Source organism: Maridesulfovibrio sp. (assembly GCF_963677005.1).
Taxonomy (GTDB): Bacteria; Desulfobacterota; Desulfovibrionia; order Desulfovibrionales; family Desulfovibrionaceae; genus Maridesulfovibrio.
Genome location: NZ_OY781616.1, coordinates 2,761,793 through 2,782,837 on the forward strand (window position 1 = coordinate 2,761,793; position 21,045 = coordinate 2,782,837).

Sequence of the window (21,045 nt, forward strand, 5' to 3'; positions counted from 1 at the left end):
ATCTGAAATTAACCTGCTATATCATCATTATCCAGGAGAGACGCAAAAAACATGAGTTCTTCAGGATATTTTTTGTAAATGTTTTCGGTCACCAGCCTGTTGATTCTGGTCACCGTGCGGCAGCTGAGCACTTCCTTGAGCAGTTGCTTGCAATCGGGCATTTTGAGCTGGCGCAGAAGGCGCTTGATGCCCGGAATGGCCTGCGGAGTAAGACTCAGACTGTCGATCTGCATCCCCATGAGAATGGGCAGACAATACGGATCGGACGCCACTTCACCGCACAGACTTACGCCGATCCCCGCCCGGTGCCCGGCGTCCACAACATACTTGATGGAGCGAACAACCGCGGGATGAAGCGGCTGGTACAGGTACGAAACATGCGGATTGGTGCGGTCTATGCCCAGACTGTACTGAATGAGGTCGTTGGTCCCTATGCTGAAGAAATCCACTTCCTGCGCCAGAATCTCGGCAATCATTACCGCAGCCGGAAGCTCGATCATAACTCCGATAGGCATGTTCTCATCAAACGGAACACCCTCTTCCCGCAACTCCTGCTGCGCCCTTGCCAGAGCAGACTTGGCCTGCAGGACTTCCTTGAGCCCGCAGATCATGGGAAACATTATGGAAACGTTTCCGTGCACGCTGGCACGCAAAATAGCCCGCAACTGGATCTTGAACAAATCCTGATGCTTCAGGCAGAACCGCATGGCACGCAGTCCCATTGCCGGGTTGGCTTCGTCAAGAGAACCGAAATGAACCATGAATTTGTCCGAACCGAGGTCCAGGGTGCGCAAAGTGACTTTGCGCGGGGACATGATGGCGGCAAGCTCGGAGTATTTCTCGGCAAGCTCCTCCTCGTCCGGCAGGTCAGTCCGGTTCAGGTAGGCGTACTCGGTCCTGAACAGACCGATTCCCTCGCCCCCGTTGTCTATGACGGCGGCAACTTCCTCGAAAAGTTCTATATTTGCGAACACCTGCACCCGGTAACCGTCCTCGGTTTCCGCAGGCAGATGGCAGCTTCTCATGGTCGTGCGCTGGTAATCCTCGAACTGGTTCTGGAGAGTGTAGTACTGCTCCAGTTCATCATCAGTGGGGTCGACCAGCACCTTGCCGTCCAGACCGTCGATAATGACCAGATCGCCGTCAACAACGGAATTCTCCAGCTCCTCGGCACCGACAAGAGCCGGAATATTCAACGTCCGGGCCAGAATCCCGGTATGCGAGGTCTTGCCGCCCAGCGTGGTGACAAAGGCCATGAGCTTGTTGACTTCAAGCTCGATGGTGTCTGCCGGAGTAAGGTCGTGCGCCATGAGAATGACCCGGCCGTGCACAGGTTTGAGGCTCTCCTCTCCGCCGATAAGCTTGGCCTGAACCCGCAGGGCTACCTGACGCACGTCCTGCATGCGTTCACGGATATACTTGTCTTCCAGTATTCCGAAAGCCTTCTCAAGATCGTTTACGGCCTTTTCGAGCGCCCATTCGGCATTGATGCAATGGTCGTCCACATATTTGAGCGCGGATTTCTGGAGTTTTGGGTCCTTGAGCATCATCAGGTGGGAATCAATGATGAGCTGATGCTCGCGAAGTTCCTCAGGAACTTTCAGCCGGACGGCTTCAAGCTCTTCCACAGCCTCGGTAAACCCCTTTACAATCCGGTGTTTCTCCCCCTCGACCATATGATCGGGAACTGTCTGCCTCGGCAGACGGGAAGAAATACTGCGATTGAGAAAGTAGGCCTTTCCAATAGCTATCCCTGTTGAAACGGAAATCCCGCTGACGACCGTTCTGGCCACTTATTTTTCCTCGCCGAATCTGGTTTTGAAAAGTTCTTCCAGGCAATCTAGTGCCGCGGCAGCATCGCACCCGTTGGCGCGCAGTTCAAGCTTGCTCCCCTGGGCTGCAGCCAGAGTGAGAAGATCAAGGATGCTCTTGGCATCCACTTCCTGTTCCTCGCAGATGACGGTGATCTCCGCCTCGAAACCCTGGGCTTCCTGTGCCAGACGAGCGGCCGGACGGGCATGCAACCCCAGCTGGTTGACTACAACCACCGTCCGGACAGCCGTTTCTTCCCCTTCCGGGAAAACTTCCGGCAGATCACTCTTTTCAATCATTTTTACATATTCCTTATAACTTATTTCTTCAAAAGAAAAAACTCAAACAAACTTAACAAGCAACCCGAGAACCACCACAATGACCGCGACTATCTCGCGGGCCACTTTCCCCGTGGTGACGACCCAGCCCAGACCTCCGAGAACAACTGCTCCGCCATACCAGTCCCAGACATTCAACGGCCTTGGCCACAGCTGAACCCATATCAGCAGAACCAGAAATCCGTTGGCGAACTTCAGTCTCTCGCCCCAGTTGATCAAATCCCATCTTTTAAGCTCATCCAGGAAGCCCAACCCCTTGCTTATCCCGGACCAGAAAGTGAATACCTTGAAAATCTGCAATCCCACAAACATCCCAATTCCCAGTAGCATAGCCTGAGTATGAAGACCAGCCAGAAGCAGATTGACCGTGGCCAGTGCCCAGAAAATAAGCCCGCTGCCGGAAAACACGGAATCTCCGATGGCGGAAAGCGTATAACTGGTGGTATTCTTGAGTTTATCCAGCAGAAGTTCCGGAAAACGTCCGTCCCTGATCTGCACCTCCACAGATAAAAATATGGCCACCAGCAGAGGAGCCCAGAACGGATGGGAATTGAAATGTTTTACATAACGCTTGCGGGCTTTGGCCAGTTCTGCGGGGTCATCGTAAATGGCCTCAAGGCCCGGCTGCATGGCATAGGAAAAGCCTACATTCTGAAGGCCGCGGGTATTGAATCCCGCACTGGCAAAATAGCAGCGCAGAAAACTCCTGACAAAAGCAGGCCCCAGCGATCTTTTCCCTGTCTTTTCTTCCACTTTTAGACACCAACTGCTTTACGCAGCCTTTCGCAGTATAAAATATTTTTGATGCGCTTTGCGCTTTTGATAATTTGATTTCGCCACCGGCGACACAGCAGACGAACAAGCCAACGCTAACCCGCATATTGGGTCAATCGGAGCGCTGTAATACATTTTATACAATTAAACCAATATATTAAAGCCTAAAACATTCATTTTGTTTAAATGGCGTTTTGTCATATGAAGCGGCAAAGCCTTATTAGGAGGTTTTGGGATTCTTAAACCCTTTTGCAAAAGGGTTTAAGGCCCCCGGCAGGGCCGTCGGAGACATCGCTGACGAAATATCCCGGCTAACTGTCCATTTTTCTTTCAGTTACCTTTTCATAGACCGCTTTTGCTGTCCAGCCTTCGGCTTTCTCCGCTATTCTTCTGGCTATGGCCTTGGGCTTGTCCCCGGACGCCATTTCCGCATCGATCATGCGGATCACGTCCTCTTCGGAAACGGGCCCCTCATTGACGGGCGGTCCGACCACAACGGTTATCTCCCCGCGCAACTCCTCGGAAACTTCATCCCAGTCGGCGAGGGTTCCGTATATGAACTCCTCGAAATCCTTGGTCAGTTCGCGGCAGATTGCAAATTCGCGGTCTCCAAGGGCTTCATAGGCCAGATGCAGGGTCTCCCGCAACCGTGATTTGCGTTCGAAAAAAACGATGGTCGCCCCGGTCTGCCCGTGCAGTTCAAGAAGCCGGCGGATCTGGCCATCCTTGCGCGGCAGAAAACCCAGAAAGGTAAATGGATAAGGAGGCAGCCCGCAACCGGACAGCGCCGTTACCGGCGCGCTTGGTCCGGGAACGGGAACAACCCTGACGCCGTTTTCCCTGCAGGCCCGCACAACCCTGTAGCCGGGATCACTCATGAGCGGTGTTCCGGCATCGGAAACCATGGCGGCTGTTCCACCCTGAGCGAAATGTTCCAGCACCTTTTCTATGCGCTTTTCCTCGTTATGCTCATGCAGGCTTATAAAGCTCTTTCCGCTTATTCCGAGCGACTGCAGCAGCTTGCCGGACCTGCGGGTATCTTCCGCAAAAATAATGTCGGCCGAGGACAACACCTCCGCCGCCCGACTTGAAATATCACCAAGGTTGCCAAGCGGTGTTGCAACTACCCATAAAATCGGTGAAGTCGAATGCATTTTCCATGTGCTCCGCGATAAAACCGTTTCCATCATTGATGACAATCACCAGATCAAACCGGCATGGCCTGTCCCATAAATCCATGGCCGTCAGGTAGCGGGAGACAGCCTTGAACAAAGATCTGCGCTTGGCGGAAGTCACTGCCTGCACCCCGGCCTGAACATCCTTTCCGGCGCGGGTCTTGACCTCCACGAAAACAAGTTCGTTGTCCTTCTCGCAGATAATGTCCAGCTCCCACTGCCGGTACCGCCAGTTCCTGTTCCGGATGGTGTAACCGCGATTTTCCAGAAAAGCGGCCGCGTAATCCTCTCCGGCTGAACCGAACGTTAAATGCCGGGCAGGCACATGCTCTCCGAAACGGCCTTTTTCTTTTCGGGAAGAACTCCCCTGAAAGTAAGACGATGTATCGCGCAGGGGCCCAGCTCTTTTAAAGCTTCAAGATGGACTTTCGTTCCGTAGCCCTTGTGTCCGGCAAATCCGTAACCGGGGTAGCGCTTGTCCAGATGGGTCATCAGCCGGTCTCGAAAAGTCTTGGCCAGTATGGACGCCGCCGAGATGGCCGGAATCTTCAGGTCGCCCTTGACCACCGCTTCCTGACGAAATCCCCCGGAGGGCCCCAGATATTCAACCGGAACCGTCTTGTTGCCGTCTACCATCAGCATTCCCGGCCGGGTTCCAAGGTGTTGCACGGCACGTCCCATGGCCCGGAAGGTGGCCTGAAGTATATTGATCCTGTCCACCACCTGAGCCCGGCTGACCCCAAGGGCCCAGCACACGGCCTGCCTGCGGATATCCGCTTCCAGACGTTCCCGGTCCGCTTCCTCCAACTGCTTGGAATCCGTCAGGCCCGGAAGATCATAATGCTCAGGAAGAATCACCGCCCCGGCTACAACCGGTCCCGCCAGACAACCGCGTCCGGCTTCATCTACTCCGGCAATAACCGGATTGTCCCCGGACAGTCCGGGAAGCATTCCATACTCCATATTCCACTCCGGCTATTTCCCAGAAAAGAAAAAACCGTCTACCCCGGACCGATACAGTCCGGGAGAGACGGTTTTCAACACAGTTTTGCGTTCCCTGTCCGGACTTGCGGCCGGGCGGGATGTTCCGCGAAGCATTACAGCTTCGCGGCCTACCAAGCCTGCTTGGATTTGATGCGGGCTGCTTTACCTTTGAGGCCGCGCAGGTAGTAGATGCGGCTGCGACGTACTTTACCTTCAGCAACAACCTCTACACGTTCAATGTAGGGGGAGTGTACGGGGAAGACGCGCTCTACGCCGATACCGTCGGAAATCTTGCGGACGGTGAAGGTGGAGTCGGTGGTACCTTTACGGTAACGGAGAACTGCACCCTGGAAAACCTGAATGCGTTCTTTTTCACCTTCGATAATGCGCAGGTGTACCTTTACAGTGTCGCCTGCCTTGAATGCAGGCATATCAATGCGCATGTGTTCGCGCTCGATCTTGGAAATTACGTTCATGTCGCTACTCCTTATATAAATTCTTTTGCGGCACCCGAAGGCGGAAGTCTACCAGGCGTCTCCCAACAGCCTGTCAACCGTTATCGCCACCGCGCTTCTTACTGATAAATGGTTATATCCGTCCATGAAGCGGATAGGTCTTATGCTTCCCGCTGCCATTTCCAGGATTTCGGGGGCCAACCCGTGTCCGGTACCGAAGACCAGAAGGACGGGGTTGTCTTCCAGCAGTTCACGAACCCTGTTCATAGTCATGCTGCCGGCACCCCGCGCACTGGTGGTCACCAGTATCGGCTTCTTACCCGTTCCCGACTCAATATGCTCCACCGCATCGAGCAGGGAATCCTTCACACTCACCTTCGAGAAAGCTGCAGCCCGGTCTGGGTTGAATCTGCTGCCCGGTCCCGAGGTCCAGTGAGAAATTATCCTTTCGGCCAGTTTCTTCTGATCCTCGATGGGAGTCACCGCAAAAAATCCGCTAAGTGAGTAGGAGCGGGAAACGCGGGACATATCGTGAATATCGAGGTTTGTCAAAGAAACAGCGGCCTTTTCGCCAAATTTATTTAGCACCGGATAGTGCACAAGAGCCATATAAAGATTTTTTCCCAAACGTTTACGCGGGATTGTGCGCAAATAACGCACATCATCTTTTTTCAGCCCTTCCGCTTCCGAAAGAATCTCCGGACGAGCCTCCACAGAAGCATCCAGAGCTCTTTTACGCCTCCACTCTTCGATCAGAGCATGGTTTCCCGAAGAAAGCACCTCGGGCACCTTGAGTCCGGCATACTCCGGCGGACGCGTATAGTGCGGATACTCCAGCAAACCAGACGAAAAGCTTTCCTCGGTTCCGGATTCGGCATGTCCCATAAAATCCGGCAGCAGTCTTGCGACCGCCTCTATAAGACACAAGGCTCCGGCTTCGCCCCCGTTGAGCACAAAGTCACCGACCGAAACAAGCTCAACAGGAAAAATATCTTCAAACCGGGCATCGATCCCTTCGTATCTGCCGCAGACAAGGGTCAATTCCTCTTCCGCTGCAAATTCAACCGCCATTTTCTGGGTCAGCGGCTTTCCTTTAGGGGAAAGCATGATCAGCCGTCTGCCTGCGGGACACCCGCCTTCCACGGAAGGACGGATTCCAACGGACTCAAGCGCCCTGGCAATAGGCTCAACGAACATCACCATGCCCGGACCGCCGCCGTAAGGACGGTCATCAACACTCTTGTGCCTGTCCTCGGTAAACTCACGAGGGTCCACCGGATTGAATGACACAATGCCCTTCTGGACAGCCTTGCCCATCAGACCGTGCGAAAGCGGGGAATCGAAAAATTCCGGAAAGAGTGAGACCAGATTAAATTTCACTTACTGTGCCTTGAATTCAAATAAGGCCACTCTGACCTATTTCTTTTTTTCCTCAAGGTAGATGTCGAAAAGTCCTTCCGGAGGATCGACAACAACCTTTTCCGCATCCAGATCAACCGAAAGCACAAACTCCTCTACCGCGGGAAAAAGAATCTCTTTCCCGGTCGGAGAAGTAATCACCCAGGTTTCCTGACCCGGAGCAACAATAAAGTTCGAGATGGTCCCGACCTCAGTTCCGTCACGGAGTTCCACCGCCATACCCTCAAGCTCGTACATGTAGACCTCGTCCTCCGCTACTGCGGGGAGGTCGGCTTCACGCACCATCACATCCATACCGCGCAGACTTTCCGCCTGATCACGGCCGTCGATGCCTTTTAGGGTAAGCAGCAGACGTCCTTTGTGCTTCCGCGAGGAGAGCACAAGAAAACGACGGGGCTTTTGTCCCTTCTTTCCAAGATAGAGACAGGGCACCTCGTCGAAAAGAAAAGGGGAGTCCGCATGGGATTCAATGCAAACCTCCCCCCTGAGTCCATGTGGTTTGACCACCTCGGCAACTACGAGCATATCCATAGCGGCCTTATCAGTCCGGTCCGCGCTCTATTCCAGAATTTCCAGAACAGAACGTTTTCTCACTTTTGTAGATGCAGCACCAAGAAGGGTCCGCATGGCACGCGCAGTGCGTCCCTGCTTACCGATAACCTTGCCCAGATCTTCTTTAGCGACCTTGAGTTCGATTACAGATGTCTGCTCTCCCTCGATCTCGGTGACAACTACTTCATCCGGATTGTCAACAAGCGATTTCGCGATGTATTCAACTAAATCCTTCAACATGCCAACAACCTCCGCTTCTGATTTCGAGTGTGTACCGTGAGTAGTGAAGAAAAAATCCGAACCGTGAAAGTGCGAACTTTAGGAATCGGCTTTCAGGAGACTTTTCACGGTTGCAGAAGGTTCTGCTCCACGTTCAAGCCACTTCTCTACTTTTTCCTTGTCAATCTTTACTTCTACAGGTTCAACCATAGGGTTGTAGTAACCTACATATTCCAGCGGACGACCGTCACGTCTGGTTTCGCTGTTAATTGCAACCATGCGGTAAAAAGGGCGTTTTTTAGAGCCCATACGGGTCAATCTGAGTTTAATAGCCATTGTCTACTTTCCCCCATATAATCTTAAATTAATTGGTTCGTTAACAAATTGCAAGCAGATGCTCGTAAATTATTTCTTCTTCTTTTTACGGGCCTGCTTTTTGAGCTTTTTCTTCTTGCGGGCCTGAAGGGTTTTCTTGCTTTTCTCTCTAGGAGCAGCAGAGCCTTCCATGCCTTCTAAACCTTCCATTCCCTCCATTCCGGGAAAGGAGGCACCATTTCCGAGTCCGGGCAGATTAGGCATCTTGGGCATTTTACCCGCGCCGCCTTTGCCGCCCATCATCTTTTTCATCATCTTGCTCATCTGATCAAAATTTTTGAGCATCTGATTGACTTCCTGGATGTCCACGCCGGAACCTTTGGCGACCCTGGCCCTGCGGCTGGGGTTGATGATCTTCGGGTTCCTGCGCTCTTCCATGGTCATGGACGAGATGATGGCTTCTATCCTGTTCAGTTCCTTGTCCGGAATTTCCATATCGCCGAGCTGCTTTGTAAGCCCGCCCAGCCCCGGAATCATTTTCATGATGGAACTCATGGAACCGATCTTCTTCATTCTGCGCATCTGGGTGCGAAAATCCTCAAGGTCGAATTTGGCCTTGCGGAGTTTCTCGGTAAGCCTTTCGGCCTCGCCTTCCTCCATGACGGACTGGGCCTTCTCGATAAGGGAAAGCACGTCCCCCATCCCGAGAATCCTTGATGCAGCCCGGTCAGGATAAAAAAGCTCCAGTTCCGAGAGCTTCTCACCCACGCCGACGAATTTTACGGATTTACCGGTGACTGATTTGATGGAGAGCGCCGCACCGCCTCGGGCATCACCATCCATTTTGGTAAGGACTACACCGGTAACATCTAATTTTTCGTCGAAAGTGGCGGCCACGTTGACAGCGTCCTGCCCCGTCATCGCGTCAGCCACGAAAAGTATTTCATCCGGAGAGCATTCGCTCTTGATGGACGCAAGCTCATCCATCAACGGTTCATCTATATGCAGTCGACCTGCCGTATCAAAAAGCAGGACATCGCAGCCGAGCTCGGCAGCCTTGTCCATGGCATCGCGGCAGATGTCCACCGGGTTCATCTCCGTGGTGGACGGATAGACCGGCATGTCCAGTTGCTTGGCCAGCACGTTGAGCTGGTCGATAGCGGCGGGACGGTAAACGTCGGCCGGGACAAGATAAGGCTTGAACTTCTTGCGCCGCAGATAGAGGGCTATCTTGGCGGAAGAGGTTGTCTTACCGGAGCCCTGCAGACCTACCATCATGATTTTGGAAAGCTGACCCTTGGGCAGGCTCAGGCCTTCCTGCTCCCCGCCGAGCAGTTCGACAAGCTCGTCATTGACGATCTTGATGACCTGCTGTCCCGGAGACAGTGATTTCTGGACCTCCTGTCCGAGAGCGCGCTCCTTGACCTTCTCCACAAAGTCTTTGACAACCTTGTAGTTTACGTCCGCTTCCAGCAGGGCAAGACGCACTTCGCGCAGTCCCGCCTGGATGTTTTTCTCATCCAGCCGCCCCTGCCCCTTGAAATTTTTAAAGGCTTCGGAAAGTCTGTCTGATAGGCTGTCGAACAATTGTCATACTCCGCCGGCTTAGCATTTTTACCGCAATCACGATCCGCAAAAACAAAACCTGCCGCTGAAACTGATTGCGTAAAGAAAGGGGTTGTCTGTTAAAGCTTTTCCCTGCCCAAGTCAAGTGAAGACTCATATCAACTTTTTCGAAAATCACAAACACTTATCCGCCGAGTTTGAAAATTCATCGCAATATTGCTTGCTTTTTTTATCGCCGCCAACCAATATCCGAAAAAGTATTAAAGTTCCGCACACAACTGCAACGGGAGATTATTAATGAAAAATGTAGTCAAGGCCGAAGAATTCCAGTTGGTGGACCCCATGGGACGGGTCCGGACCAGAATCTACATCTCCGACCAGGGCAAAGTCGTGGCGGACATATATGATTCCACAGGAGAGATATGCAACAAGGTGGATCTGCAGAAACCTCCGGTCCAGTCCACCTCGCCGCAGCAGCCCACAAATGTCGGGGGCAAGGAAAATCTTTCTCAATGGCACTCCAGAACAGCAAACGAAGTAAAATTAAGCCCCTCCAAACTGCATGTCGGCTCCTATAAGATTTACATTGATTTTATGGAAAACAACAACGCAGCCAGCGCCAAGTACCTCAACGAGGTTATCGAACTTTCGGGCGAAATCGTGGATGTGTCAGCCAAGGACTTCGGCAACCTGCGCATAGGACTGAAAGGAATGTCCAATTTCAACCCGGAAGTAATCTGCCACTTTACCGACGACCAGACCCCTGAGATCAGCAACCTCAAACCCGGACAGAAAGTCCGGGTAAAAGGAAAGTGTACCGAATTCATGAATAAACGAGTCAAGATATGGGGCTGCCAACTGGTCAAGTCCTGAAAACGCTGAGCGAAATATCCGGGCAGAACCACTGAAACAACATAAGCCGAACAGATTACAAACCGGACTTGAGACCATGCCAGACTCTTTTACAAAGGAAGACGAACTCACCCGGGCCCTGCAACAGACTGCGGAGATATGCATTGAGTGCGGAAAATGCGCCGTTGCCTGCCTGTTTCTGAAAAACAACGGATCCCCTGCAGAGATCGCACAGAAAGCCCTGTCTTCGCAGGAAGGCGCAGAGCAGGCCTCAGTTCTCGCCTATGACTGTTCATGCTGCGGGTTGTGTTCCGCTGTCTGCCCGGTGGATGCCCGCCCGGCGGAAATTTTCAGCCTGTTGCGGGAAAAGGCGCAGCAGACCGGAAGCTTCGATCTTAAAAGATACTCCCCGCTGCTGGGATACGAACGTACAGGAAGCAGGTTCCCCTTCCGGGACAGCATTATTCCGGAAGGCTGCACTACAGCCTTTTTCCCCGGATGCACCCTGCCGGCACTTTTTCCGCAGGCCGTACTTAATACCATGGCAATATTGAAAAGCCACGACCCGACAGTCGGGCTGGTGCTGGAATGCTGTTCCAAACCCTCCAAAATGCTGGGACTGACGGAGAAACACAACTCCGCACTTTCCGAACTTGTCCGCAACATGCAGGAGAAGGGAATCAAGCGGGTGCTCAGCGGATGCTCCAACTGCCATGTCACCCTGAAGGAATTCGATCCGCCTTTTGAGGTTGTCTCCATCTATGAACAGCTTGCGTCCATGGATATACCTGCTGTTCCGCCGTACCTGAAAGAAATCACTGTACACGACCCCTGCGTCACCCGATTTGAAAAATCCATCCACGAAGCTGTACGATTGCTTCTCCGCAAGGCCGGGATCAACGTTTCCGAGATGAAGCACTGCGGAGAAAAGACCATCTGCTGCGGCGAAGGAGGGGCCACGGGATTCCATAAGCCGGAATATTCAAAGGCATGGTCCGGAAAACGGATCGAAGAGGCCCGCAAGACCGGGCTGCCCATGGCAACATATTGTGCCGGATGCGTAAATTACCTGTCTCCGAATCATCCTACGGCACATATTCTGGACCTGCTCACGGTGGAACGAAAGGACATTCCACGGCTGCCGGGTTTCCCGATCAATTATATCAACAGACTGAAACTCCGTCTTGAAGCACGGATGGTCCGACCTGCGTAAAATTTCATGTCACCAGGTGGGCAGAATTTATTTTCCGTAATGCGCTATTGCGTTAGCTTTACAAAGCTATTAATGGCTTTAATTTTATAAAATAACATTCTTCGCAATGAATTCAGACAACAAAGCCATCACACCGGCAGAATTCCCTCTGGCCCTGTTCATGCTGGGCATGCCCTTGATTCTGGCCGCATACAGCCTCAGCGGAGTTGTTGCGCCTGCCAATCTTGAAAGCATGCTGATCACCGGGCTTGCTGTTACCGGCTTCCTCGCCGAACCGTTCAGGAACGACAGGCACCACGATCTGCCGCTGTGGTTCTGCGTGGGCATCCCGGCCCTGCTCATAACCTGGATTTCTTTCTGTTCATTCGCGAGATTTGTACAACCGGCTGTTGATATCCTACCCTACCTTCTTGAAGCCAGACCGCTGTTTCACCTGCTGGTGTGCCTGCTCTGGATCACCATGTTCGGACTTCCGACTCCCGGACAGATTTCTTTCTGGGCCTGCTGTCTGGCGCTGCTGGTCTGCGCCGAGTTCTCATACAGTTTCTTCGGTCAGGGAATTGCCCTTGAGCCCTGCCTTTTCGGGAAATGCCCAATAACCGGACCGGCGCTTACCGCCGGGCTGTGCGCGACACTGTGCAACAAGGATGAAAACCGTCTGGCGAGATTCATCATCCTGGCCGGCATATTCTGTTCGCTGAACAGAGACTACTCTCTGGCGGCCGTTGCCGTGCTCCTGCTCTTCGGCCCCGGCGGGATGCTGAAAAAAAGCTTTCTGGTCATGCTTCTTCTTTTCTTCACCTATGTTTCTCTGATCCCTCAGGACATGACCCTGCTTAATCGCAACGACCTCCCCGTTTACTGGGTCTGGTTTTCATCGCTGGAGCTTTTAGCAAGAAATCCGGCTTTGATGATTGCAGGCTTTCCAATTGATGTCCCCCTGCCACTGAACATACCGACTTCGCTTTGGAACATCTGGCATGCGCAGCATTACGTCTGGACAAATCTGGGACTCTACGTTTTTCATATCAGCCCCTTCTGGCTGCACATGCTTCTGACCTGGGGAATCGGAGGGGTTGCGCTTTCTGCTGCCGGGGCCGCCTTTCTGTACAGACGGTATTCATCAGACATGATGGCCGCACTGCTCATTACAGCTGCCATGGGCGGTATTTTTTCCCCTCTTTTTTTCGCTCCGGCCTCTGCCATAGTTTTAATCATGGCTTTTGCCTGCGCCACGCGCCCTGAAGTCCGCTCGTTTAAATTCGAATAGCCCCTTCTGCATCTTCCTTTCCCATAAAAACAGCCCGTAAGTATGGGCCGATGTCTCTGTATATTTTTTTGATTACTTTTGTATTACAAATTAACTTCATAAAATAATCTTTACGATTAATGAAAGTAATTAAAAAACATTTTTATAAACTTGAAATATCTTTCAATATAAAGATCAGATTGTATTACAAATGTATTGACATTAATTACCGACCACTCCATAATCTACTCAAATGAAGCATACAGAGCGGACTGAATGAGTAGAAAAATCAAATCGGTCAGGGTTCCTCTTGAACTGGAATCCTTAAATCTTTCAAAATTAATCCGGGAATTTGAGAATTATCTCAGAGACCTGGAGTCCGCTTCATTGCTCAGGCAGGGAGGGAATCCGGACGCGGCGGACGCGCTGATCAAAACCAGGCAGGCAGATCTGGGAAAACGAATTGCAAAAATGATATGGGAAGCAAAATCCGAATATGGTAAAGTTGAATAAACAGTGCCCGCAAAAGCAGACAATCAGATCGGGCACTCACGCCGTATCATTCAGCAACCTTCCGGGACATGACAATGAAGCCTAAAAAAATCAGTGAGAGCCGGACGTTAATGACCTACAGGGTCCTGCCGCAGGACACAAACCCAGCCGGGAATCTCCACGGGGGCGTGCTTCTTAAGCAACTGGATCTGGTAGCAGCCACATGCGCCATGCGCCATGCGCGCAAACCGGTAGTTACTGCCTCAATAGACAGAATGAATTTTCTGCGTCCGGCTTATGTCGGGGAACTGATCAGCCTTTACGCCAACGTGAATATGGTCGGCAGGACTTCAATGGAGATAGGGGTTCGGGTGGAATCCGAAAACCTGCTCACCGGAGAAACCCGGCATACGAATTCCGCCTACCTGACCTTCGTGGCCATCGGCGAAAACGGCCGCCCTGCAGCTGTTCCGCCACTTATCCTTGAAACAGGAGTGGACCACAGAAGAAACAGGGAGGCCATAGAACGCAGAGAAGTCCGCAAAGCCGAAAGGCAGCGCGAAAGCGCCTCCGCCGAGCAGGCGGGCAAGGAATAACTTTGAACTTGAACAGCTCGAACTGATGCGGGGACCGTCCAAAGTCTGCCATAACCGCATCCTGCATTGTAAGGAATGCAGCTACTCCGAGTCTGGTTTCCAACCGGGAGCTCCACCCTCCCGGCAAAATTTCGGCATCCTGCTCCTATGGCATCCGGTCGGGATTAACCCGGTCCCGGCCGGATGCCACGCCTTTTTCAACACCATCAAGGCCGGAAAGCCCCCGACATCAGAGAGATGCGGGGGCTTTCCACTTTGTGTTCCGGCAAAATATTCCGAATAATAAATTCACACAGATCCGGCTATGGGCACTTCGCCAGCGGCAGCCTGCGCCCGATTCCGATCCCCTGTTCACTCAGAACCGCCTCGTACGCCCAGCACTCCACCCCGGCATCCACGGCCTTGTAAAAGAGCTCTGCGTATTCGGGATCAACAAAATCAGCCGGACCGAAACACCACCCATCGTTGCGCTGCACAAAGAAAAACAATGCAACCCTGTATCCTTTCGCAGCCAGTTCCATCAGTTCGACCAGATGCTTGCGTCCCCGCTCAGTCTGAGCATCCGGAAAACAGGCGACCTGATCCTCCACGAGAGTCACGTTCTTGCATTCCACCCAGAGATCCGGAAGAACTCCGGACTCATCGACGAAAAGTCCGTCAAGACGACTCTTGCCGACTTTGGCCTCGCGCCTGAGAGTGCTGTATCCTTTCGCCTCGGAAAGTTGACCGGCTTCAAACGCGAGCTGCAGCATCCGGTTGGGAACGGAAGTATTCACCCCCACAATCTCCCCGTGCGGCTTGACCGCCTCCAGCGTCCACTTGAGTTTGCGGTCGGGATTCTGAGCCGGCGATATTATTATTTTCTGTCCGGGCCGCAAAAGGCCTAACATGGAGCCGGTGTTGTTGGTATGCACTCCTACCACCTCGCCATCCAGCTCGGCATAAACGGTAAATCGTTTGAACCGACGGATGAATACGGCCTCTCTGGTCCCTTCAGGATATAAAATTAACATTTTTGACATTTTACTTTCCTCGGTGTCTGTGTTTAAACCGGGCGGACGGGGAGTTCAGATATCTATTCGAAAAATCGACTCAATTCAAAGAGATTCAACCATGGCAGCCCGATACCAGCTGTGCTGTGCTCAGGCTGCGACTCCTAGGACCGGAGACTTGCAAGAAGCGCTGAAACCCTTGTTTGGCAACGATTTTCATACCGTCACGGACGGCTGTTAGACCGTAAAACCCCTTGACGAATCAGCGGGTATCTGGAATATCGTCCTGTTAGTCACAGTGTGACAATTTTCACTTTTTCGGCCCGTGCAGGCGGTGCCGGTCCTTGTTTTCGGGCATCAGAACCGGATAGAAAGGATCCCAAAATCTATTATTATTGTTCGCAATACAGGTATTTCAAATGAGTCTTGTACAAAAACTGTCGGAAAGAAAAGAAGATCTTGCAGGCAAATGGAATGATCTCGTGCTTTCTTCGTATCCCAAGGAAACACAGGAAGTGTGGAAAAGCAACAACGACAGGTTTACCAATCCTGTGGGGATCACCATCAAGAAGGTTACGAGCGAACTTTTAGATCTGATCCTTGAATGGAAAAGTGCCGACAATATTGCCAAGTCCCTGGATGAACTGATCAAAATCAGAACCGTACAGGACTTCGCACCATCCAAAGCTTTAAGTTTTGTCTTCCTCTTCAAGAAACTCCTGAGAGACGAGTTCATGGACGAATTGAGACAGGAAGGCAAACTTGATGAGTTGCTCGCGTTTGAGGCCCGGATTGATAATCTGGGGCTGATCGCGTTCGACATCTATACCAAGAATAGGGATTTGATCACGCAGATGAGGATTGAGGAGGTCAAAAGATCTCATCACATGCTCCTCCGGCGGGTCAACGAAATCGAGGACGCTTCGGCCAAAGGGGCCGGACAGGTGTAGTGGCCGGCTTCTCCTGGAAGCCAAACGTGTAAGCGAGGTGAAGGTAGATGAACGCTTTGTACTCACTCGTTTTAGTTTTTGCTCTGGTGCTTATCGCCCTCTTCGGAGTCGGTACGGCACACATGGCAGGACTGTTCGGCACTTTGCTACCGTATGTAGCGGTTGCCGTTTTTCTGGTGGGCTTTGCCCGCCGGATCATAGGCTGGGCCAAAAGCCCGGTTCCTTTCCGTATCCCGACCACGGGCGGTCAGCAGAAGTCTCTGGACTTCATCAAGCATGACTGTTTTGACAACCCTGTGACTCCGGGTCAGACATTTATACGCATGGTTCTTGAAATCTGCTGTTTCCGTTCCCTCTTCAGGAACACTTCGGTAGCTCTCAAGGACGGTAGAGTAACGTATTGTTCAGCCAAATGGCTGTGGCTCTTTTCGCTGCTCTTCCACTATTCGTTCCTGCTCATCGTGATCAGGCACATGAGGCTTTTCTTTGAGCCGGTACCCGCATGTATCGGTTTTGTGGAAATGCTCGACGGGATCCTGCAGATCGGCGTACCCAGACTGTACATGTCCGACCTGCTCATTCTGGCCGGACTGGGCTTTTTGCTCGGACGCAGACTGAAAGATCCCAAAATCCGTTACATATCTCTGGTAACAGACTATTTCCCCCTGCTTCTCATCATCGGCATTGCTCTGTCAGGTATCTACATGCGCTACTTCGCCCATGTCGACATCGTGAACATCAAGAAGCTGACCATGGGACTGGTAACCTTCAGCCCGGTCATTCCCGACGGAATCAGCGTGGTATTTTTCATCCACCTCTTCCTGGTCTGCACCCTGCTGGTTTACTTCCCCTTCAGCAAGCTGATGCACATGGGTGGCGTATTCCTGTCTCCCACAAGGAACATGCCTAACGATACCCGCATCAACCATCATGAGAACCCCTGGAACGATCCCAACATCAAGCCCCACAGCTACGAGGCTTACGAGGACGAATTCAGGGAAGTAATGATCGAGGCTGGTCTCCCGGTGGAAAAAGAGGCATAGCAAGTCCACAAGACCTATGCCGGTAGGACCTTAAATATCTTTTGATGAGGAGTTGACATGGCTGACCTCCCAAAAGCTGATGAGCTTTTTAAAAGCATTAATTATACGCCGCCGTCCACTGGATGGATGGATACCCCGGTAGATACATCTCCGGGGAACTGGTGTTACCCCGCCAAGGCGGAAAAACTCGAGTACCTGGGTTTCCCCAACCCGCGTGAGTGGTCACCCGCAGACGTGGATTGGAAACTTCCCGAAAACTGGCAGGACATCGTCCACCAGGGATTCAAGGAAAGACTCGATAAATATCGTTCACTCAAAGTATTCATGGACATCTGTGTTCGCTGCGGCGCCTGTGCTGACAAGTGCCACTTCTTCATCGGTTCCGGTGATCCAAAGAACATGCCCGTCCTGCGTGCGGAACTGATGCGTTCCGTTTACCGCAAGGATTTCACCATGGCCGGAAAGATCCTCTCCACCCTTACCGGGTCCAGGGTCATGACCGAAGATGTCCTCAAAGAATGGTTCATCTACTTCTATCAGTGCACCGAATGTCGCCGCTGTTCGCTGTTCTGCCCCTACGGCATCGACACAGCAGAAGTAACCATGATGGCGCGCGAACTGCTGCACCTGTGCGGCGTGAACATCAACTGGATCATGGAACCGGTTTCCAACTGTAACCGTACCGGTAACCACCTCGGCATCCAGCCCCACGCCTTCAAGGACATCGTCGAGTTCATGGTTGACGATATCGAAGAAATCACCGGAAAACGCCTCAACGTTCCCATGAACGAAAAGGGCCACGAAGTAATCTTCATCACTCCTTCCGGTGACGTTTTTGCTGATCCCGGCATCTACACCTTCATGGGTTACCTGATGCTGTTCGATCACATCGGCCTCGACTACACCCTGTCCACCTACGCATCTGAAGGCGGTAACTTCGGTCTGTTCACATCTGCGGACATGATGAAGAAGCTTAACGCCAAGATGTACGCCGAAGCAAAACGCCTTGGCTGTAAATGGATTCTCGGCGGCGAATGCGGCCACATGTGGCGCGTCATCAACCAGTACATGGATACCATGAACGGTTCTGCGGACTTCCTGGAAGTTCCCAAAAGCCCCATCACCGGTACCGTGTTCAGTAACGCACGCCAGACCAAGATGGTACACATAACCGAATTCACGGCCGATCTCATCAAGCACAACAAACTGAAGCTTGATCCCAGCAGGAACGACCATATTCGTGCAACATTCCATGACTCCTGCAACCCCGCACGTGCCATGGGCCTCATGGACGAGCCTCGCTATGTCATCAAGAACGTTGTCAAAAACTTCTTTGAAATGCCCGAACAGACCATCCGCGAACAGACTTTCTGCTGTGCCGGCGGTTCCGGGCTCAACACTGACGAAATCATGGAAATCCGCATGCGCGGAGGCCTGCCGCGCGGTAACGCATTGAAAGCGGTTCAGGATCAGTATGATGTAAACATGCTCTCCTGTATCTGTGCAATCGACCGCGCAACCCTCGTTCCTCTTGCCAACTACTGGGCTCCCGGCGTTGACGTCTGCGGTGTTCACGAGCTTGTGGGTAACGCCCTCATCCTCGACGGCGAAAAGGAAAGGGAAGTAGACCTTCGTATGAATCCTCTGCCCGGGAAGGAGGGGTAACTCATGCATTACGGTGGAAAAATAATAACCGGCCTGGTGATCTTCCTCGGCCTTGTGTCCATGCCTTTCTGGTTCAATATCGGCGGCAGCTTCGAAGAACCGAAACTGGAACTGCCCAAGAACGCCAAGATCTGTGTGGCTCCGACCGAGAACATGCGCAAGAACCATATGAAGCTTCTCAACGAGTGGCGTGACATGGCTCTTCGTGAAGGTAAAAGGACCTATATCAGCGCAGCAGGCAACAGCTACACCATCAGCCTGCAGAAAACCTGCATGAAATGCCACACCAGCAAGCAGGAATTCTGTGACAAGTGCCACACTGCAGCCAGCGTAACTCCTTACTGCTGGGATTGCCACGTACCTCCCAAGGAGGCAAAATAATGAAACAGAGTAGAAGAAACTTCCTCAAGTTTGCAGGTCTCTCTGCAGCAGGACTTTGCCTCGCTCCTACCGCGGCCGCTATGGCTTCCGGCGGTACGGGCACAGGAGCCCACGCAGTAGTCAACAAGAACGCCCTGCATGCGGAACGCTGGGCAATGGTGATAGACACCCGCAAGCTCAATACCGAAGAGGCTATTGAGGCATTGGCGGAAACCTGCCACCACATCCATAACGTCCCCAAAATCGATTCCGTTCAGGACGTCAAATGGCTGTGGCCTGCTTCCTACAGCGAAGCTTTTCCCGAACAGGAAAACAACTTCCCTTCCGAAGCTCAGGAAAAACGCAGCTTCCCCCTGCTTTGCAACCACTGCGAGCAGCCTTCCTGTGTACGCGTGTGCCCGACCAAGGCGACCTTCAAACGTGCCGACGGCATCGTTGCCATGGACTACCACCGCTGCATCGGCTGCCGCTACTGCATGGCAGCATGTCCGTTCGGTTCACGCAGCTTCAACTTCATGGACCCCAGAACCCATCTGGATATGGACAAGATAAACATGAAGTTCCCTACCCGCATGCGCGGTGTTGTTGAAAAATGCAACTTCTGCGTTGAGCGTCTTGCTGAAGGAGAAATGCCCGCCTGTGTGGAAAAGTCCAACGGCGCCATCCTTTTCGGCGATCTGCAGAATCCTGACTCACCCGTAAGGCAGGCCCTGCGCGAGAACTTCACCATCCGTAGAAAACCCGCCGCAGGCACCGAGCCCGGCGTGTACTACATCATCTAGGGGGGAAGCCTGATATGTTCGAAAAAGCTCTAAGAGGCGGACCGAAGTACTGGGCCTGGATAGGCTTCCTGCTGCTCATAATTGCTTCCGGTTTCTGCGTATATGTTACCCAGCTCAAGGAAGGGATGACCATCACGGGTCTTAACCGTGATGTTTCCTGGGGCTTCTATATTGCACAGTTCACCTACCTTGTCGGTCTCGCCGCATCCGGCGTCATGATCGTACTGCCCTACTACTTCCATCACTACAAGAAGTTCAAAGGCATGGTAATCATGGGTGAATTCATGGCCATCGCTGCCGTTGTCATGTGTCTCGGCTTCATCATCGTCGACATCGGACAGCCCCAGCGTATGCTCAACATCGTCTTCCATCCGACTCCGAACTCCATTCTCTTCTGGGATATGATTGTTCTGAACGGATACCTGCTGCTCAACGTAGTAATCGGCTGGACCTGCCTTGAATGTGACCGTCAGCGCGTTTCCCATCCCAAATGGGTTAAGCCCCTGGCATACACATCCATTGTATGGGCATTCTCCATCCACACGGTTACCGCGTTCCTGTACGCCGGCCTTCCCGGACGCCACTACTGGCTCACCGCCATCCTGGCTGCCCGCTTCCTGGCCTCCGCGTTCTGTTCCGGTCCCGCAATTCTGCTGCTGGTCGTTTTCCTGGTCCGCAAGATCACCAAATACGAACCCGGCAAATCCGCCATCGGAACACTCACCACGATCATTACTTACGCAATGTGCGTGAACGTTTTCTTCTTCCTGCTTGAAATCTTCACAGCATTCTATTCCAACATACCGGGACATATCCACTCCATCGCCTACCTCTTCGTCGGCAGCCACGGCCACGAAGAACTGGTTCCCTGGATGTGGACCGCAGCAGCATTCGCCATCATAAGCCTTGCGCTGCTCATCCCGCCCAAACTGCGTTACAACCAGAAGCTTCTGCCCTGGTCCCTGATCATCCTCGTTATCGCAACCTGGATCGACAAGGGCCTCGGCCTGCTGATCGGCGGTTTCACTCCGAACCCGTTCAACGAAATCACCACCTACTGGCCCACCGGCCGGGAACTGATGGTTTCCATGATGGTTTACGCACTCGGCGCTCTGACTCTGACCTTCCTTTACAAGATCGCAACTGACGTCAAGCGCGAACTCGGCGAACTTACCACCCCCGATTAATCGGGCAAGTTCAAAGACAACCAAAGGCCCCTGC

The 21,045-nt window shown here is 52.5% G+C and carries 24 protein-coding genes; 11 read left to right on the forward strand and 13 right to left on the reverse strand.

Features of this window, described 5'->3' with window-relative positions:
- Positions 1–8: 8 nt before the first annotated feature.
- From ptsP to ffh, 12 genes are all read right to left on the reverse strand, one after another.
- Complete coding sequence (gene ptsP / locus ACKU4E_RS12215) at positions 9–1,793, reverse strand: phosphoenolpyruvate--protein phosphotransferase (protein WP_320171354.1); 1,785 nt, start codon at positions 1,791–1,793, stop codon at positions 9–11.
- A complete protein-coding gene (locus ACKU4E_RS12220) occupies positions 1,794–2,111 on the reverse strand; it encodes an HPr family phosphocarrier protein (protein ID WP_320171355.1) in 318 nt (105 codons plus the stop codon). It lies immediately after the preceding gene.
- A gap of 42 nt (positions 2,112–2,153) precedes the next feature.
- Complete coding sequence (locus ACKU4E_RS12225; RefSeq protein WP_320171356.1) at positions 2,154–2,903, reverse strand: PTS system mannose/fructose/sorbose family transporter subunit IID; 750 nt, start codon at positions 2,901–2,903, stop codon at positions 2,154–2,156.
- A gap of 332 nt (positions 2,904–3,235) precedes the next feature.
- Positions 3,236–4,078, reverse strand: a complete 843-nt coding sequence (gene rsmI, locus ACKU4E_RS12230; protein ID WP_320171357.1) for a 16S rRNA (cytidine(1402)-2'-O)-methyltransferase — start codon at positions 4,076–4,078, stop codon at positions 3,236–3,238.
- Positions 4,020–4,424, reverse strand: a complete 405-nt coding sequence (locus ACKU4E_RS12235; RefSeq protein ID WP_320171358.1) for a YraN family protein — start codon at positions 4,422–4,424, stop codon at positions 4,020–4,022. The genes rsmI and ACKU4E_RS12235 overlap by 59 nt, the downstream gene beginning before the upstream one ends.
- Positions 4,406–5,062: a ribonuclease HII gene (locus ACKU4E_RS12240; RefSeq protein ID WP_320171359.1), complete on the reverse strand. Its 657-nt coding sequence runs from the start codon at positions 5,060–5,062 to the stop codon at positions 4,406–4,408. The genes ACKU4E_RS12235 and ACKU4E_RS12240 overlap by 19 nt, the downstream gene beginning before the upstream one ends.
- Positions 5,063–5,211: 149 nt before the next feature.
- The gene (rplS, locus tag ACKU4E_RS12245) at positions 5,212–5,559 is read right to left on the reverse strand and encodes a 50S ribosomal protein L19 (protein WP_320171360.1); all 348 of its coding nucleotides are present in this window, start codon (positions 5,557–5,559) and stop codon (positions 5,212–5,214) included.
- 48 nt (positions 5,560–5,607) lie between these two features.
- Positions 5,608–6,918, reverse strand: a complete 1,311-nt coding sequence (gene trmD, locus ACKU4E_RS12250; protein ID WP_320171361.1) for a tRNA (guanosine(37)-N1)-methyltransferase TrmD — start codon at positions 6,916–6,918, stop codon at positions 5,608–5,610.
- Positions 6,919–6,954: 36 nt separating this feature from the next.
- On the reverse strand, positions 6,955–7,488 hold the full coding sequence (gene rimM, locus ACKU4E_RS12255; protein ID WP_320171362.1) for a ribosome maturation factor RimM: 534 nt from the start codon (positions 7,486–7,488) through the stop codon (positions 6,955–6,957).
- Between the two features lie 27 nt (positions 7,489–7,515).
- Positions 7,516–7,749: a KH domain-containing protein gene (locus tag ACKU4E_RS12260; RefSeq protein WP_012765792.1), complete on the reverse strand. Its 234-nt coding sequence runs from the start codon at positions 7,747–7,749 to the stop codon at positions 7,516–7,518.
- Between the two features lie 78 nt (positions 7,750–7,827).
- Positions 7,828–8,064, reverse strand: coding sequence for a 30S ribosomal protein S16 (gene rpsP / locus ACKU4E_RS12265; protein ID WP_320171363.1), 237 nt, complete (start codon positions 8,062–8,064; stop codon positions 7,828–7,830).
- Between the two features lie 69 nt (positions 8,065–8,133).
- Positions 8,134–9,630, reverse strand: a complete 1,497-nt coding sequence (gene ffh, locus ACKU4E_RS12270; RefSeq protein WP_320171364.1) for a signal recognition particle protein — start codon at positions 9,628–9,630, stop codon at positions 8,134–8,136.
- Positions 9,631–9,906: 276 nt separating this feature from the next.
- Here ffh and ACKU4E_RS12275 point away from each other — a divergent pair, with 276 nt between their 5' ends.
- The 5 genes from ACKU4E_RS12275 to ACKU4E_RS12295 all read left to right on the forward strand — a co-directional run bounded on the left by ACKU4E_RS12275 (position 9,907) and on the right by ACKU4E_RS12295 (position 14,011).
- Positions 9,907–10,482, forward strand: coding sequence for an OB-fold protein (locus ACKU4E_RS12275; protein WP_320171365.1), 576 nt, complete (start codon positions 9,907–9,909; stop codon positions 10,480–10,482).
- 76 nt (positions 10,483–10,558) lie between these two features.
- Positions 10,559–11,674: a (Fe-S)-binding protein gene (locus ACKU4E_RS12280; protein WP_320171366.1), complete on the forward strand. Its 1,116-nt coding sequence runs from the start codon at positions 10,559–10,561 to the stop codon at positions 11,672–11,674.
- A gap of 106 nt (positions 11,675–11,780) precedes the next feature.
- The gene (locus tag ACKU4E_RS12285; protein ID WP_320171367.1) at positions 11,781–12,944 is read left to right on the forward strand and encodes a hypothetical protein; all 1,164 of its coding nucleotides are present in this window, start codon (positions 11,781–11,783) and stop codon (positions 12,942–12,944) included.
- Positions 12,945–13,199: 255 nt separating this feature from the next.
- On the forward strand, positions 13,200–13,436 hold the full coding sequence (locus ACKU4E_RS12290; RefSeq protein WP_320171368.1) for a hypothetical protein: 237 nt from the start codon (positions 13,200–13,202) through the stop codon (positions 13,434–13,436).
- A gap of 74 nt (positions 13,437–13,510) precedes the next feature.
- Positions 13,511–14,011: an acyl-CoA thioesterase gene (locus tag ACKU4E_RS12295; protein WP_320171369.1), complete on the forward strand. Its 501-nt coding sequence runs from the start codon at positions 13,511–13,513 to the stop codon at positions 14,009–14,011.
- Between the two features lie 302 nt (positions 14,012–14,313).
- Here the strand turns inward: ACKU4E_RS12295 and sfsA are convergent, their stop codons facing one another.
- Entirely contained in the window at positions 14,314–15,033 is a 720-nt protein-coding gene (gene sfsA / locus ACKU4E_RS12300) for a DNA/RNA nuclease SfsA (RefSeq protein WP_320171370.1), read from the reverse strand.
- A 389-nt stretch (positions 15,034–15,422) separates the two neighbouring features.
- Between sfsA and ACKU4E_RS12305 the strand changes: the two genes are divergently transcribed.
- From ACKU4E_RS12305 to dsrP, 6 genes are read left to right on the forward strand one after another with little or no spacing between them, the layout of a single operon-like run.
- On the forward strand, positions 15,423–15,953 hold the full coding sequence (locus ACKU4E_RS12305) for an RsbRD N-terminal domain-containing protein (RefSeq protein ID WP_320171371.1): 531 nt from the start codon (positions 15,423–15,425) through the stop codon (positions 15,951–15,953).
- A 47-nt stretch (positions 15,954–16,000) separates the two neighbouring features.
- A complete protein-coding gene (gene dsrM, locus ACKU4E_RS12310) occupies positions 16,001–16,996 on the forward strand; it encodes a sulfate reduction electron transfer complex DsrMKJOP subunit DsrM (RefSeq protein ID WP_320171372.1) in 996 nt (331 codons plus the stop codon).
- A 57-nt stretch (positions 16,997–17,053) separates the two neighbouring features.
- Positions 17,054–18,661, forward strand: coding sequence for a sulfate reduction electron transfer complex DsrMKJOP subunit DsrK (dsrK, locus tag ACKU4E_RS12315; RefSeq protein WP_320171373.1), 1,608 nt, complete (start codon positions 17,054–17,056; stop codon positions 18,659–18,661).
- 3 nt (positions 18,662–18,664) lie between these two features.
- Entirely contained in the window at positions 18,665–19,042 is a 378-nt protein-coding gene (gene dsrJ, locus ACKU4E_RS12320) for a sulfate reduction electron transfer complex DsrMKJOP subunit DsrJ (RefSeq protein WP_320171374.1), read from the forward strand.
- Positions 19,042–19,824, forward strand: coding sequence for a sulfate reduction electron transfer complex DsrMKJOP subunit DsrO (dsrO, locus tag ACKU4E_RS12325; protein ID WP_320171375.1), 783 nt, complete (start codon positions 19,042–19,044; stop codon positions 19,822–19,824). The genes dsrJ and dsrO overlap by 1 nt, the downstream gene beginning before the upstream one ends.
- A 14-nt stretch (positions 19,825–19,838) precedes the next feature.
- Positions 19,839–21,011, forward strand: coding sequence for a sulfate reduction electron transfer complex DsrMKJOP subunit DsrP (dsrP, locus tag ACKU4E_RS12330; protein WP_320171376.1), 1,173 nt, complete (start codon positions 19,839–19,841; stop codon positions 21,009–21,011).
- Positions 21,012–21,045 lie beyond the last annotated feature (34 nt).